This window comes from Tenacibaculum larymnensis (assembly GCF_028829235.1).
In the GTDB taxonomy this organism is placed as follows: Bacteria; Bacteroidota; Bacteroidia; order Flavobacteriales; family Flavobacteriaceae; genus Polaribacter; species Polaribacter larymnensis.
The window spans coordinates 1-13,290 of sequence record NZ_JAIWJY010000015.1 but is presented as its reverse complement, the minus strand read 5'-3'; the positions used below and the strand labels follow the sequence as shown (position 1 = coordinate 13,290).

Genomic DNA, 13,290 nt, shown 5'->3' with positions numbered 1-13,290 from the left:
TTATGAAAACATCAAAAATTATAATAGCATTGCTCTTTTTTGCTACCACTACAACATTTGCTCAATTAACAATTGATGCAGAACTACGTCCGCGTGCTGAATATAGGCATGGATTTAAAACTTTATTTCCTGATAATGCCAATCCTGCTCTTTTTGTTTCTCAAAGAACTCGATTGAACACTACCTATAAAACTGAAAAATTAAATTTTTATGTTAGTTTTCAAGATGTTAGAGTTTGGGGAGATGTTCCTCAATTAAATACTGCTGATAATAGTGGTTTGAGTGTACACCAAGCTTGGGGGGAAATACTTTTAGACCCAAACTTTTCTGTAAAACTAGGACGACAAGAGGTTATTTATGACGATAGTAGAATTTTTGGTAATGTTGGTTGGGCACAACAAGCTCGTAGCCATGATATGGCAATGCTGAAGTATAAAAAAGATAGTTTTAAGTTTGATGTTGGTCTGGCATTTAATCAATCAAAAGAAAACCTAACAGGAACAAATTTAACTACACCAAATACGTATAAAGCTATGCAATATGCGTGGTTACATAAAGATTGGAGTGACTTTTCTGGTAGTTTCTTGTTCTTAAACAACGGTATGCAATCTCCTAACGGGCTTAAGTATAGTCAAACTATAGGAACACACTTAACTGCAAAGAAAAATAAGTTTACTATTGCTGCTAACTTATATTATCAATTTGGTAATGATGTTTTAGATAGAGATTTAAATGCTTATTTACTTGGTTTAGAGGCCATGTTTAAAGCTTCAGAAAAAGCAAAGATTGGTTTAGGAGTTGAATTACAAAGTGGTAATGATTACAATACTCCTGCTGATGAAAACAATGCTTTTACTCCTTTTTATGGAACCAATCATAAGTTTAATGGTTTTATGGATTATTTCTACGTAGGAAATCATATAAACAGTGTTGGTTTATTAGACCTCTATGCAAAAGCTAATTTTAAATTAAACTCAAAATCTGGTTTAACAGCTTTTGTTCATAATTTTTCTGCTGCTGCAGATATTAATAACTCAGTTTCTAACCAACTAGGTACTGAAGTAGATATTGTATACGGATATAAGTTTACGAAAGATATTGGTTTTAAAGCTGGCTATTCTCACTTATTTCCTTCTGAAGGAATGGAGGTTTTAAAAGGAAATTCAGATAGTAACACAAATAATTGGGCTTGGGTTATGGTAACTATTAAACCAACTTTATTCACATCTAAAAACTAGAAATTATGGTAGTATCAAGTAAAAAAACAGTAGCTGACTATGTGACTGAAAATATAAAAACAGCACATATTTTTAAGAAATACGGAATTGATTTTTGCTGTGGTGGAGGTATATCTGTTGAAAAAGCTTGCGCAAAAAACAATGTAGATCAAGCAACTCTTGAAAAAGAATTAGCAGAGGTTGATGTAATAAAAGATGTTATTGAAGATTATGATAAATGGGAGTTAGATTTTTTAATGATTTATATTGAAAATGTACATCATACCTACGTAAGAGAAAGCCTACCTATCATTTCTCAATATGTTAACAAAGTAGCTAAAGTTCATGGGCACCATTATATTGAAGTAGTTGAAATAAATCAGTTATTTCATGAGGTTGCTAATGAGTTACTATCACACATGCAAAAAGAAGAACAGGTATTATTTCCTTTTATAAAACAATTAGTACAAGCTGAAAAAGAAGGAAGAAAAAACACAACACCTCCTTTTGGGACTGTAAACAATCCAATACAAATGATGGAACATGAACATGAAAGTGCTGGAAATATTTTTAAAGAAATATCTAGGCTGTCTAATAATTATACTCCTCCAGAAGGAGCCTGTAATACTTTTAGAGCTTTATATGCTAAGCTAGAAGAGTTTGAACAAGATTTACATAAACATATACATCTCGAAAATAATATTTTGCATCCGAAGGCAATTCTTTTAGAAAAGAAAATATCTTAATAAAAAAGGAGCAGTTTATTTACTGCTCCTTTTTTATTTATAACTTGGTAAATCTATTAAAAGCTTCTCTTTCTAATTCTTCTCTAAAATTAGGGTGAGCTATAGAAATTAATGCTTTTGCTCGTTCTTTTAAACTCTTTCCAAACAAATTACCAACTCCATATTCTGTTGCTACATAATGTACATGGGCTCTTGTAGTTGTAACCCCTGCTCCTTCTTTTAAAAATGGTGTAATTTTAGAAACTCCTTTTGCTGTTATTGAAGGCATTGCTATAATTGCTTTTCCTCCTTTTGATAAGGATGCTCCTCTAATAAAATCCATTTGTCCTCCAACTCCTGAATATTGATATTTTCCAATTGTATCTGCACAAACTTGTCCTGTTAAATCTATTTCAATAGCACTATTAATTGCGGTAACTTTTGGATTTAATTTTATAATAGAGGTATCGTTTGTATATCCAGCTTCTTTAAAGTGTACCAAAGGATTGTCATCTATAAAATCATATAGTTTTTGAGAGCCTACAGCAAAACAAGTAACAATTTTTCCTGTTTTAATTTCTTTTTCTTCCCCAGTAATTACACCCTTCTCTATTAATGGTAATACACCGTCAGAAAACATCTCTGTATGAATACCTAAACGTTGATGATTTGTTAAGTTATGTAATACTGCGTTAGGAATGTTCCCTATTCCCATTTGTAGTGTTGCTCCATCTTCAATTAACCCTGCTACATTTTCTCCTATTCTTGTTTCTATTTCTGAAGGTGTTCCTGTTATAGAAGTATGAATTGGTGAGTCAACTTTTACTGCATAATCAATATTACTTATATGGATAATACCATCTCCATGTGTTCTAGGAACATTCGGGTTTACCTGAGCTATAACCGTTTTAGCTGTTTGTATAGCTGGTAATGTAATATCTACTGAAGTTCCTAAAGAACAATACCCGTGTTTATCAGGTGGAGAAACTTGGATAAATGCTACATCTAATGGATAAATATTTCGACGGAATAACCAATGTATTTCACTTAAAAAAATAGGAATGTAGTCTCCGTTATTCATATTCACTCCTTTCCTAACGTTATCACCTACAAAGCAACTTATCAATTTAAATGATTTACTATAAGGTTCTTCTAAATACTTAGCTTTACCATGGGTATGAATTTGGATTATTTCTACATTGGTTACCTCTTGATAACGTTCACACAAAGTATCTATTAATAAATTAGGAGTCATTGCTGCTCCTTGGAAAAATATTTTATTATTTGATTTTACAATAGCTACTGCTTCTTCAGCTGTAACAATCTTTAAATTATCTGACATTTTATTCATTTTTTATAACTACAAATGTCACAAGAAAGTACTGTTTAATTAATGATAAAAGTCATGGGATTAGACTAATTTATGAACCTCTTTAATGGTATTGTCAATGTTAAAAAAGCCTCCTTTGTTTTCTTTTCTTTCTATAGATTGATTAATAATTAAATGCGCTACATTAATCATATTTCTTAACTCACAAAGAGCAGTTGTAACTTTTGCTATTTTATATAAGTTTTCAACTTTATTATAAATTATTTCAAGCTTTGTTTTAGCTATTGTTAATCGTGTATTACTTCTAACAATTCCTACATAATCTCTCATTAAAGTTTGTAATTCTTTTAAATATAGATTAATTACTAATTCTTCTCCATTTAAAAGTACACCATCAGCATTCCATTCTGGTATTTCTACATATGAGGAAGTAAAGTTGTTTTTTGATAAATACTTAAAAATATTGTGAGCATACACCAATGCTTCTAACAAAGAATTAGAAGCTAGCCTATTGGCTCCATGTAATCCTGTTCTTGAAGTTTCTCCGCAACAAAATAAATTTTGAATAGTTGTTTTTCCTTCTTTATCAACTACAATTCCCCCACATAAATAGTGAGAAGCAGGTACTACTGGAATCCAATCTTTAGCCACATCAATACCTAAACTTTTACATTTTTGATAAATGGTAGGAAAATGCTTTTGAAAGGCTATCATATCTAGATGTGTACAATCTAAAAACACACAAGGGTCTCCTGACTCCTTTAGTTCTTTGTCTATAGATTGGGAAACGATATCTCGCGATGCTAATTCTACTCTAACGTCGTAATTTAGCATAAAACGATTTCCTTTTTTATCTCTTAAATAAGCTCCAAACCCTCTCACTGCCTCTGAAATTAAAAAAGAAGAACCTCCTTCTTTGTTATACAATACTGTTGGATGAAATTGAACAAACTCCATATCTTTTATAACCGCTTTTGCTCTGTATGCCATTGCTACACCATCTCCAGTAGCAATTATAGGATTTGTAGTATGTCCGTAAACATTACCAATTCCTCCAGAAGCTAGTATTGTATTATTCGCTTTTATTGTAAGAACTTTCTCTGTTTTTTCATTTAGCACATAGGCACCATAACACCTTGTTTGCTCCCTTTCTTTTGACTTTAATTGATGCTCTGTAATTAAATCGATAGAAAAATGATGTGGTAAAAGTTTAGTGTTTTTTAACTGGTGAATACGTTGTAACAAAGCTCTTTCAATCTCATATCCTGTTATATCTTTATGATGTACCACCCGATACTCTGAATGCCCTCCCTCTTTACCTAAATCAAAACTACCTTCTGTGTTTATATCAAAATTAGCTCCCCAAGTAATGAGTTCTTTAAACCGTTTTGGTCCTTCATTCACTACCATTTCAACAATGCCTCTATCACACAAACCATCACCCGCTATTAATGTATCTTGAATATGTTTTTGAAAAGAATCTTTCTCCTTATCCAAAACAACTGCTACTCCTCCTTGAGCGTACTTAGTATTAGACTCATCTTCGCTTCCTTTAGTTATAATAGTTACTGCTTTATTAGGAAACTTTTCTGCTATCTTAACCGCAAAAGTAAGTCCTGCAACCCCTGATCCTATTACTAAATAATCGGTTATTATCATCTATTTTGAAAGTTCTAACATACGTTGAATTGGAACCAATGCTTTTTCTCTAATTCTTTTTGGTACTTCTATTTTTGGATTTTCATGCAATAAGCAATCATATAACTTTTGCATAGTATTTACTTTCATATAAGCACATTCACTACATGCACATGTATTATCTTCTTTAGCTGGGGCAGGAATTAACTCTGTATTTGGAACTTCCTCTTGCATTTTATGTAAAATTCCAACCTCTGTTGCCACAATAAACTTTTGATTAGAATGATCTTTAACATAATTAATCATTCCTGCGGTTGAACCAACATACGTAGCTGTTTTTAAAATATGCTCTTCAGATTCAGGATGTGCAATTATTTTATAGTCAGGATATTTTTTATGTAACTCTATCAGTTTATCTATAGAAAAAGCTTCGTGAACTACACAACTACCATCCCATAGGAGCATATCTCTACCAGTTTGTTTTATAATATATTTTCCTAAATTTCTATCAGGAGCAAAAATAATTGGAGTACTTTTAGGTATAGATTCTACTATTTTGAGTGCATTAGAAGAAGTACAAACAATATCAGTTAACGCTTTAACTTCTGCACTACAGTTTACATAAGTCACTACCTTATGATCTGGGTGTTCTTTTATAAATTTTTCAAACTCCTTAGACGGGCATGATTCTGCTAAAGAACAACCTGCTTCTAAATCAGGTAAAACAACAGTTTTTGTAGGGTTCAAAATCTTAGCTGTTTCAGCCATAAAATGTACTCCTGCAAACACAATTAAATCTGCATCTGTTTCCGCTGCTTTTTGTGACAAACCTAAACTATCACCTACGTAGTCAGCCACATCTTGTATTTCAGTTTCTTGGTAATAGTGAGCTAATATAACCGCATTTTTTTCTGACTTTAAACGCGTAATTTTATCTTTTAATGTCATATTTATAAATAATTCTGGTTGCGAAAGTAGTTGGACAGCAAAATTTAAAATATGATATTAGTCATGCTTTCTACTTCTTATTTTTTGCTATTTAAATTAGTCTAATGAGTATTTTTTTAGCTGTTTATCTAAATACTTCCAACAGTTGGTATTAATATTCTCATACATTTCTATAAGTTTAAAACCATACTCTGTTAATGTAGTTCCACCACCTCCAGAACCTCCTGATATTTTTACGACAACTGGTTTCATTGATTTTTTATTTACTGAGTCAATTAAGTTCCATGCTTTTTTATAAGACATTCCCAATTCTCTTGCTGATTTTGATAATGATTTAGTTTCCTTAATAGACTTCAATAACCTTATTCTTCCCTCTCCTAAAAAAGTAGCATCATCTACTTCTATCCATATTCTACTTTTAATTTTATAAGTCATAAGCTTTACTTCAACTAGATCACAAAATTAAAGGCAAACTCATTTTTAGATTATGAGGCTAATCATAAACAGTAAATTATTTAAAATAATTATAAATTATATTTTTGTTTTATTATAAAAAAGACAAAAAAGTCTTTAATCACTTCACTTTCAAGCCTATTCGTTATTCCCTAAAAAACATAACGTACTGAATAACTACACATTATGATAAATATCATGTTTTTCCTATCTGTATATTTATTAATTTGTTAAGGACAATAAACAGCTATTTTTTATGCCTATAAAAAGTTATTTAGCCCATCCTCATGATGGTAAAAAAGAAGAGCTTATTAAAGCACTTTCTACTTTAAAAGAATGTGATGTTCTTCCTGCAGAAAACAAAGATGTTTTGGTTTTAGTAACAGAAACAGAAACTAAAGCAGAAGAAGATATTTTAAAACAAAAATTAGAAGCTATTAGTAGTTTAAAATTACTTGCAATGGTTTCTGGATTCAATACACCTAAAAACAATTAGCCCTATGTATACTTCAACAACAAATAGAAGAAGTTTTATAAAAAAGATGGCGGTATTATCTGCAATGACAGCTGCTGCTACCATGTTTCCAGGAATTATGTTTGCTGGAGAACAAGAGAAACAATTACCTAAAGGAGGAAATTTAGATTGGAAAAAGGCTCCTTGCCGATTTTGTGGTGTTGGATGCGGGGTAATGGTTGGTGTTGAAAACGGAAAAGCAGTTGCTGTAAAAGGAGACCCGAAATCGCCTGTAAATAAAGGTTTATGTTGTGTTAAAGGATACCATTCGGTAATGGCTATGTACGGTAAAGACCGCTTAACAAAACCTTTAGTTAAGAAAAATGGAAGGTATGTGGAAACTTCAATGAAAGAAGCCTTAGACTTAATCGCCTCTAAAATGAAGGAAACCATTAAAGATTATGGTAAAGATGCTGTTTCTATTTATGGTTCAGGACAATGGACTATTCCTGATGGATATGTAGCCTCTAAACTTTTTAAAGGCTGTATCGGTACTAATAATGTTGAAGCCAATGCTCGTTTATGTATGGCTAGTGCTGTAACTGGTTTCTTAACTTCTTTTGGAATTGACGAACCTATGGGCTGTTACGAAGATATTGACCATGCTGATGTGTTTATTCTTTGGGGAAATAATATGGCAGAAATGCATCCTGTTTTATTTTCTAGATTACTAGATCAACGATTAAAGAGAGGTGTAAAAATTATCGACTTTGCTACACGTACCACTCGTACAAGTATGGCGGCTGATAAATCTATTCTGTTTTTACCTCAAACCGATTTAGCAGTTGCCAATGCAATATGTTATGAAATAATAAAAAATGGTTGGGTTAATAAATCTTTTGTTGAAAAACATTGCAACTTCAGTAAGGGATTAACCAATATGGGGTACGGTTTAGAAGACAACTATAAGTTTAAAGATAAACCAGAAAAAATCAGTTTTGAAGAATACAGAAAGTTTTTAGAAGACTACACACCTGAAAAAGTAGAAAAAATATCAGGAGTGTCTGCTAAAGACATTAAATATATGGCTGCATATTATGGTGACCCAAATAAAAAAGTGATGTCGCTTTGGTGTATGGGACCAAACCAGCACAGTAGAGGTACTTGGATGAATAACTTAATTTATAACATCCATTTATTAACAGGAAAAATTTCTACTCCTGGTAATAGCCCATTCTCATTAACAGGGCAACCATCAGCTTGTGGTACTGTAAGAGAGGTAGGAACCTTAACACATAAGTTACCTCATGGTGTGGTAATGAATAAAGAACACCGTGAATTTGCTGCTAAAATATGGGATGTTCCTGTAGAAAACATCGATCCTAAGCCAACGTATCATACCGTTGAAATGTTTAGAGCATTAGATAGAGGTGATATTCGTTTCATGTGGATCCAAGTAACAAACCCTATGGTAACCATGCCTAAATTAAAGCGTTATAGAGATGGTGCTAAAAAAGAAGGACGCTTCATTGTCGTTTCAGACATCTACCCTACACCAACTACTGATATTGCTGATGTAATCTTACCTTCTGCTATGTGGGTTGAACGTGAAGGTATGTATGGAAACTCTGAGCGTAGAACTCAATATTTTGAGCAAATGGTACAACCACCTGGTGAAGCTATGAGTGATACTTGGCAATTAGTAGAAGTAGCAAAACGCTTAGGGTACGAAAAACAGTTTTACTACGATGAAGAAACCCATATTGAAGAAATTTATGCTGAATATCGTAAGCATCACGATAATAAAAAGCATAATATGGCTCCATTAGAAGTGCTTAAAGAAACCCCTGGAATGCAATGGCCTTATGTTGATGGAAAGTCTACTCAATGGCGTTTTAATTCTAAATACGATCCAGCCTGTAGTAATGGAGAAGATTTTCATTTCTATGGAAAACCAGACGGAAAAGCAGTTATTTGGCAACGTCCTTATGAACCAGCTGCTGAAGAACCAGATGCAGAATACCCATTCTGGTTAAATACAGGTCGTGTGATTGAACATTGGCATACAGGTTCTATGACCAGACGTATTCCTGTATTACACAAAGCTATGCCTCATTCGTATGTAGAGTTAAACCCAGATGACGCTAAACGAATGCAAATAAAAAATGGTGATAACGTAAAATTAACAACACGTAGAGGTGAAATAGTTTTACCAGCATCTGTAAATCAAAGAGGAGTACCTGCTCCAATGCAAGTATTTGTTCCATTCTTTGATGAAAACATGTTAATTAACAACATTACATTAGATTCTTTCTGTCCTATTTCTAAAGAGCCAGATTATAAAAAGTGTGCCGCTAAAGTAGATAAAGCTTAAAATTATGAGAAAACGTTTAGGAATCATATCTCTTTTTATCATTCTATTTATAGCTTTCATTACTATATGGAATTATAGCTACTACCAGGGTCAAGAAGAAGCCTATATACCAATAGAAAACGACAGGCCTATACCTATTATTCCATCAGAAACTGGTGTTTTTCAACGTTCAGAGTTTGCATTAGATTATGCTAACATGCCCGTAGACGAAAATCATCAAAGAAGTATGAAAACGTATTACGATAATAGAGCTTTTCACGGTGCCCCACCTAGCATTCCTCATGAAGTTTCTAGTGAACGTAGTATGGGAGAAAACACTTGCTTAAAGTGTCATGAAAATGGTGGTTATGTAGATAAGTTTGAAGCTTTTGCTCCAGTAACACCACATCCAGAAATGGTAAACTGCCGCCAATGTCATGTACCTCAAAAAACCCAAACATTGTTTAAAGGCACTAATTTTAAAAGAGGTACTATTCCAACAGTAGGAACTAACAATGCTTTGGCAGGAAGCCCTCCTGTAATTCCTCATCAATTACAATTACGTGAAAATTGTTTAGCATGTCATGCCGGACCAAGTGCTCCAAAAGAAATTAGAGTTACACATCCAGAGCGAGTAAACTGTCGTCAGTGCCATGTTCCTAATAATAAAGTAACGGAAGATATTGGAACTTTTATCAGAAAATTTGAAAACTAATGAACTACAATCAGCATATAAAACTAATAAGTTACTTCTTTTTTATCTCTCTTTTAATTGTTTCTTGTAAACATAAAGAAAATGAATATCATAGTATAACAGATAAAATAGAAGCAGAAAGTAAAAACTACCATGGTATTTCAATTTCTTCAGAAAAATATATTGAAGGGATAAAAACTATTGAAGTTACCGAAAATGGTCAAACTTTTTTAATTCCTGAAAGAAAAGGAGAAATAAAATCCTATGCCTGTACCGAATGTCATAACAAACCACTACATCAAATGCAAAGTGATGACAAAAAAAAAGCACATTGGAATATCAAAATAAATCATGCTGATGAGAATACTATGAATTGTACAACCTGTCATGATGGTGAAAATCCTGATAATTTAAGAAGCTTAACTAATAATTCTATAGATTTTAACATGAGCTATAAATTATGTAGTCAATGCCACCAAAAACAGTATAAAGATTGGACAGGAGGTGCACATGGTAAACGTATTAAAAGTTGGGCTTCACCAAGAGCTTCGATGACATGTGTTAATTGTCACAACCCACATTCTCCTAGTTTTCATACTAAGTGGCCAGCACGATTTAATACCCAAAAAGTTAAAGAACGAAAATAATCAGGCATGAATAACAACAATAAAAAGTGGTTTAAACTCAATTTAAACAGTAAGCATAAACAAACATCCAGTTCTTGTGGATGTGGCAAAACTTCTGGTAGGTGTGACTCTCATAAACCTAAGAATGAATTATCCGAAAATGAGTTTTTTGAAGCTGCTGTAGATGCATCAATTGGCGAAGAAAAATATAAAGATGGTTTTGATCAAGTATTTGATGTAAAAATGGATCGTAGGTCTGCCTTTAAAAAACTAACAGCAAGTTTACTTATTGGAGCTGGAGCAATGTCTTCTTGTACAAGTATTACTTCAAGTGACGAATCTAAAGAAAAAGCACAGATTGATTGGGAAGAGCAGTTTAAAGGAAACTATAAACTCATGACCGATGAAGAAAAAGAAGCAACCGTAAACCGTTTAGTCCGTTCGTATCAATTACGTACTGGAAAAACTATAAACATGTCTTCTAAAAATGCTGAAGAAGATGTGCTATTTGGTTATGCTTTTAACATCTCTAAATGTCAAGGGTATATGGACTGTGTGAGTGCTTGTGTAAAAGAAAATAATCAAGACAGAAATTCACAAATGCAATACATAAGAATTCATGAAATGAAAGACGGTAAAGGTTTTAACTTTAATGAAGCTGATGATAATTATTACCATGAAGTTCCTGCTGAAGGTCACTTTTATATGGGAACTCAATGTTTTCACTGTGATAACCCACCGTGTGTAGAAGTATGTCCTGTACAAGCTACTTGGAGAGAAAAAGACGGATTAGTAGTTGTTGATTACGATTGGTGTGTAGGTTGTCGCTATTGTATGGCTGCATGTCCATACGATGGTCGTAGATTCAATTGGAGTAAACCAGAAGTTCCAGAAGAAGAGATAAACCATAACCAACATTACTTAGGAAACCGAATGCGTAAAAAAGGAGTAATGGAAAAATGTACTTTCTGTGTACAACGCTCCAGAGCAGGTAAAAATCCAGCTTGTGTAGAGGCTTGCCCTACAGGTGCACGTATTTTTGGAAACCTATTAGATCCTAATAGCACCATTCGTTGGGTGTTAGAAAATAAAAAAGTATTCAGATTAAAAGAAGATTTAGGTACCGAACCAAAGTTTTGGTATTTCATGGACTAAAATAAACACAATGAAACAACTTAAAGTTTTTGGGAGCTTAGTTAAAGATAGTTTAGATATCATCACTAAAGGCTCTAAAAAATACCACCTATGGATGGCTTTCTTAACCTTAATTATATTAATAGGAATGTATTGCTATTCTATTCAATTAGAACATGGACTAAGTGTTACTGGTATGACAGATAGAGTCAGCTGGGGATTATATATATCTAATTTTACCTTTTTAGTAGGGGTAGCCGCAGCCGCTGTTATGTTGGTAATGCCAACATATGTACTAAAAGATATTGATTTTAAACAAGCCGTATTAATAGGAGAAGGACTTGCCGTAGCTGCTCTTATCATGTGTTTAGCTTTTGTGATTGCAGATATGGGAGGACCATCTGTTTTATGGCACATGATACCAGGTATAGGTGTTTTTAACTTCCCTAACTCAATGTTAACTTGGGATGTTATTGTATTAAATGGCTACTTATTCTTAAACATTAGTATACCTTTTTATATATTGTTTAGACACTATCAAGGAAAAGAATCTAAGAAAAGTATTTACGTTCCAGGTGCTCTATTATCTGTCTTTTGGGCTGTAGGAATTCACTTAGTAACCGCTTTTTTATACCAAGGATTACAAGCACGTCCTTTCTGGAACAATGCTTTATTAGGGCCTCGATTTTTAGCATCTGCATTTGCTGCTGGTCCTGCTTTAATCATTTTAGTATTAGCTATTATTAGAACCTTTACAGCTTTTAAAATTGAAGATAAAACCATCAAAAAAATAGCTATGGTAGTTACTGTTGCTGCTCAAATAAACATTATTATGCTAGTCTCTGAGTTGTTTAAAGAGTTCTATGCTCCTACGCATCATAGTGAAAGTGCTTATTATCTATTTTTTGGTTTAGATGGAAAAACAGCTTTATTACCTTGGATTTGGACAGCTATTTCTTTAAATGTATTAGCTACAGTTATCTTAACATTTCATAAGCTCCGTAACAACTTAAAAGTTTTATATTTTGCTTGTTTTATATTATTTATAACAATATGGATTGAAAAAGGATTTGGTTTAATTGTTCCTGGATTTATACCAGGTCCATATGGAAAGATAGCTGAATACACACCAACTGGAATAGAGATTGGAGTAACCTTAGGTATTTGGGCTTTAGGAGCGCTTATATTTACTGTTTTAGCTAAAACGGCTATTGGAATAGAAACTGGAAAACTGCGTTACAAAAAATAGAAGAACAAAATATTTCACAACAAACTTAAATCCCTATAATCTTTAAAGGTTATAGGGATTTTTACAAATAGTCATTTCTAACTCTTTTTTTAATTAAGTCTTCCTATCTCTTTTCTTACGAAGCTTCTTAAAATACTCTTTGTACTCCGATACATCTACATCCCCCTACTCTTCGATACAATATTCGTATAATCCTTCTCCAATTTAGGCTCCTGATACTCCAACTTCTCATCTATATAGGCTCGTTGCAATATACCCTCTATTAAATAGTCCTCATTATCACTCTCCGGTAAATACTCCGATTTTAATGAGAGCTTGAACATATAACCACCTTTCTTTGATTTATTTACCCTACTTAATATTTTTCCTGCTTAATAAAGTGTAAAAAGCTTATTCTACTGTATAATTGGAAGTGAGCAAGGTTAAAAGATTCATATAGTAATCACTCATCAGTAAAAAAGAATTTTCA

Annotated in this window: 12 protein-coding genes; 8 read left to right on the top strand and 4 right to left on the bottom strand. The window is 32.7% G+C overall.

Going from position 1 to position 13,290, the window contains the following annotated elements; all coding sequences use genetic code 11:
- Positions 1–2 precede the first annotated feature (2 nt).
- Positions 3–1,238 (top strand): alginate export family protein, encoded by a 1,236-nt coding sequence (locus tag LCI24_RS16110; RefSeq protein WP_274641297.1) that lies wholly within the window; start codon positions 3–5, stop codon positions 1,236–1,238.
- A 5-nt stretch (positions 1,239–1,243) separates the two neighbouring features.
- Positions 1,244–1,963 (top strand): iron-sulfur cluster repair di-iron protein, encoded by a 720-nt coding sequence (gene ric / locus LCI24_RS16105; protein ID WP_274641296.1) that lies wholly within the window; start codon positions 1,244–1,246, stop codon positions 1,961–1,963.
- A gap of 37 nt (positions 1,964–2,000) precedes the next feature.
- Here the strand turns inward: ric and LCI24_RS16100 are convergent, their stop codons facing one another.
- The 4 genes from LCI24_RS16100 to LCI24_RS16085 all read right to left on the bottom strand — a co-directional run bounded on the left by LCI24_RS16100 (position 2,001) and on the right by LCI24_RS16085 (position 6,293).
- Positions 2,001–3,284 carry an acetyl-CoA hydrolase/transferase family protein gene (locus LCI24_RS16100; RefSeq protein ID WP_274641295.1) on the bottom strand — a complete coding sequence of 428 codons (1,284 nt, stop codon included), beginning with the start codon at positions 3,282–3,284 and terminating at the stop codon, positions 2,001–2,003.
- Positions 3,285–3,353: 69 nt separating this feature from the next.
- The gene (gene nadB, locus LCI24_RS16095) at positions 3,354–4,931 is read right to left on the bottom strand and encodes an L-aspartate oxidase (RefSeq protein ID WP_274641294.1); all 1,578 of its coding nucleotides are present in this window, start codon (positions 4,929–4,931) and stop codon (positions 3,354–3,356) included.
- Positions 4,932–5,909 (bottom strand): quinolinate synthase NadA, encoded by a 978-nt coding sequence (gene nadA, locus LCI24_RS16090; protein WP_274641334.1) that lies wholly within the window; start codon positions 5,907–5,909, stop codon positions 4,932–4,934.
- A gap of 45 nt (positions 5,910–5,954) precedes the next feature.
- The gene (locus tag LCI24_RS16085) at positions 5,955–6,293 is read right to left on the bottom strand and encodes a winged helix-turn-helix domain-containing protein (protein WP_274641293.1); all 339 of its coding nucleotides are present in this window, start codon (positions 6,291–6,293) and stop codon (positions 5,955–5,957) included.
- Between the two features lie 274 nt (positions 6,294–6,567).
- On the opposite strand from LCI24_RS16085, the gene LCI24_RS16080 reads away from it, so the two are divergent.
- Genes LCI24_RS16080 through dsrP form a run of 6 tightly spaced genes read left to right on the top strand, consistent with a single transcriptional unit; the run spans position 6,568 to position 12,821 of the window.
- A complete protein-coding gene (locus LCI24_RS16080; protein ID WP_274641292.1) occupies positions 6,568–6,807 on the top strand; it encodes a hypothetical protein in 240 nt (79 codons plus the stop codon).
- A gap of 4 nt (positions 6,808–6,811) precedes the next feature.
- Positions 6,812–9,139 (top strand): molybdopterin-dependent oxidoreductase, encoded by a 2,328-nt coding sequence (locus LCI24_RS16075; RefSeq protein WP_274641291.1) that lies wholly within the window; start codon positions 6,812–6,814, stop codon positions 9,137–9,139.
- 4 nt (positions 9,140–9,143) lie between these two features.
- Positions 9,144–9,833, top strand: a complete 690-nt coding sequence (locus tag LCI24_RS16070) for a nitrate reductase cytochrome c-type subunit (RefSeq protein WP_274641290.1) — start codon at positions 9,144–9,146, stop codon at positions 9,831–9,833.
- The gene (locus LCI24_RS16065; protein WP_274641289.1) at positions 9,833–10,459 is read left to right on the top strand and encodes a cytochrome c3 family protein; all 627 of its coding nucleotides are present in this window, start codon (positions 9,833–9,835) and stop codon (positions 10,457–10,459) included. The genes LCI24_RS16070 and LCI24_RS16065 overlap by 1 nt, the downstream gene beginning before the upstream one ends.
- Positions 10,460–10,465: 6 nt before the next feature.
- Complete coding sequence (locus tag LCI24_RS16060) at positions 10,466–11,593, top strand: 4Fe-4S dicluster domain-containing protein (RefSeq protein WP_274641288.1); 1,128 nt, start codon at positions 10,466–10,468, stop codon at positions 11,591–11,593.
- 10 nt (positions 11,594–11,603) lie between these two features.
- Entirely contained in the window at positions 11,604–12,821 is a 1,218-nt protein-coding gene (gene dsrP, locus LCI24_RS16055; protein ID WP_274641287.1) for a sulfate reduction electron transfer complex DsrMKJOP subunit DsrP, read from the top strand.
- The last annotated feature ends 469 nt before the right edge of the window (positions 12,822–13,290 follow it).

Excerpts from the sequence above, each read along its gene's own strand:
- ric (WP_274641296.1), top strand. The coding sequence starts at position 1,244 with ATGGTAGTATCAAGTAAAAAAACAGTAGCTGACTATGTGACTGAAAAT.
- LCI24_RS16085 (WP_274641293.1), bottom strand. The coding sequence starts at position 6,293 with ATGACTTATAAAATTAAAAGTAGAATATGGATAGAAGTAGATGATGCT.
- dsrP (WP_274641287.1), top strand. The coding sequence starts at position 11,604 with ATGAAACAACTTAAAGTTTTTGGGAGCTTAGTTAAAGATAGTTTAGAT.
- LCI24_RS16080 (WP_274641292.1), top strand. The coding sequence starts at position 6,568 with ATGCCTATAAAAAGTTATTTAGCCCATCCTCATGATGGTAAAAAAGAA.
- LCI24_RS16075 (WP_274641291.1), top strand. The coding sequence starts at position 6,812 with ATGTATACTTCAACAACAAATAGAAGAAGTTTTATAAAAAAGATGGCG.
- LCI24_RS16100 (WP_274641295.1), bottom strand. The coding sequence starts at position 3,284 with ATGTCAGATAATTTAAAGATTGTTACAGCTGAAGAAGCAGTAGCTATT.
- LCI24_RS16065 (WP_274641289.1), top strand. The coding sequence starts at position 9,833 with ATGAACTACAATCAGCATATAAAACTAATAAGTTACTTCTTTTTTATC.
- LCI24_RS16110 (WP_274641297.1), top strand. The coding sequence starts at position 3 with ATGAAAACATCAAAAATTATAATAGCATTGCTCTTTTTTGCTACCACT.
- LCI24_RS16060 (WP_274641288.1), top strand. The coding sequence starts at position 10,466 with ATGAATAACAACAATAAAAAGTGGTTTAAACTCAATTTAAACAGTAAG.
- LCI24_RS16070 (WP_274641290.1), top strand. The coding sequence starts at position 9,144 with ATGAGAAAACGTTTAGGAATCATATCTCTTTTTATCATTCTATTTATA.
- nadB (WP_274641294.1), bottom strand. The coding sequence starts at position 4,931 with ATGATAATAACCGATTATTTAGTAATAGGATCAGGGGTTGCAGGACTT.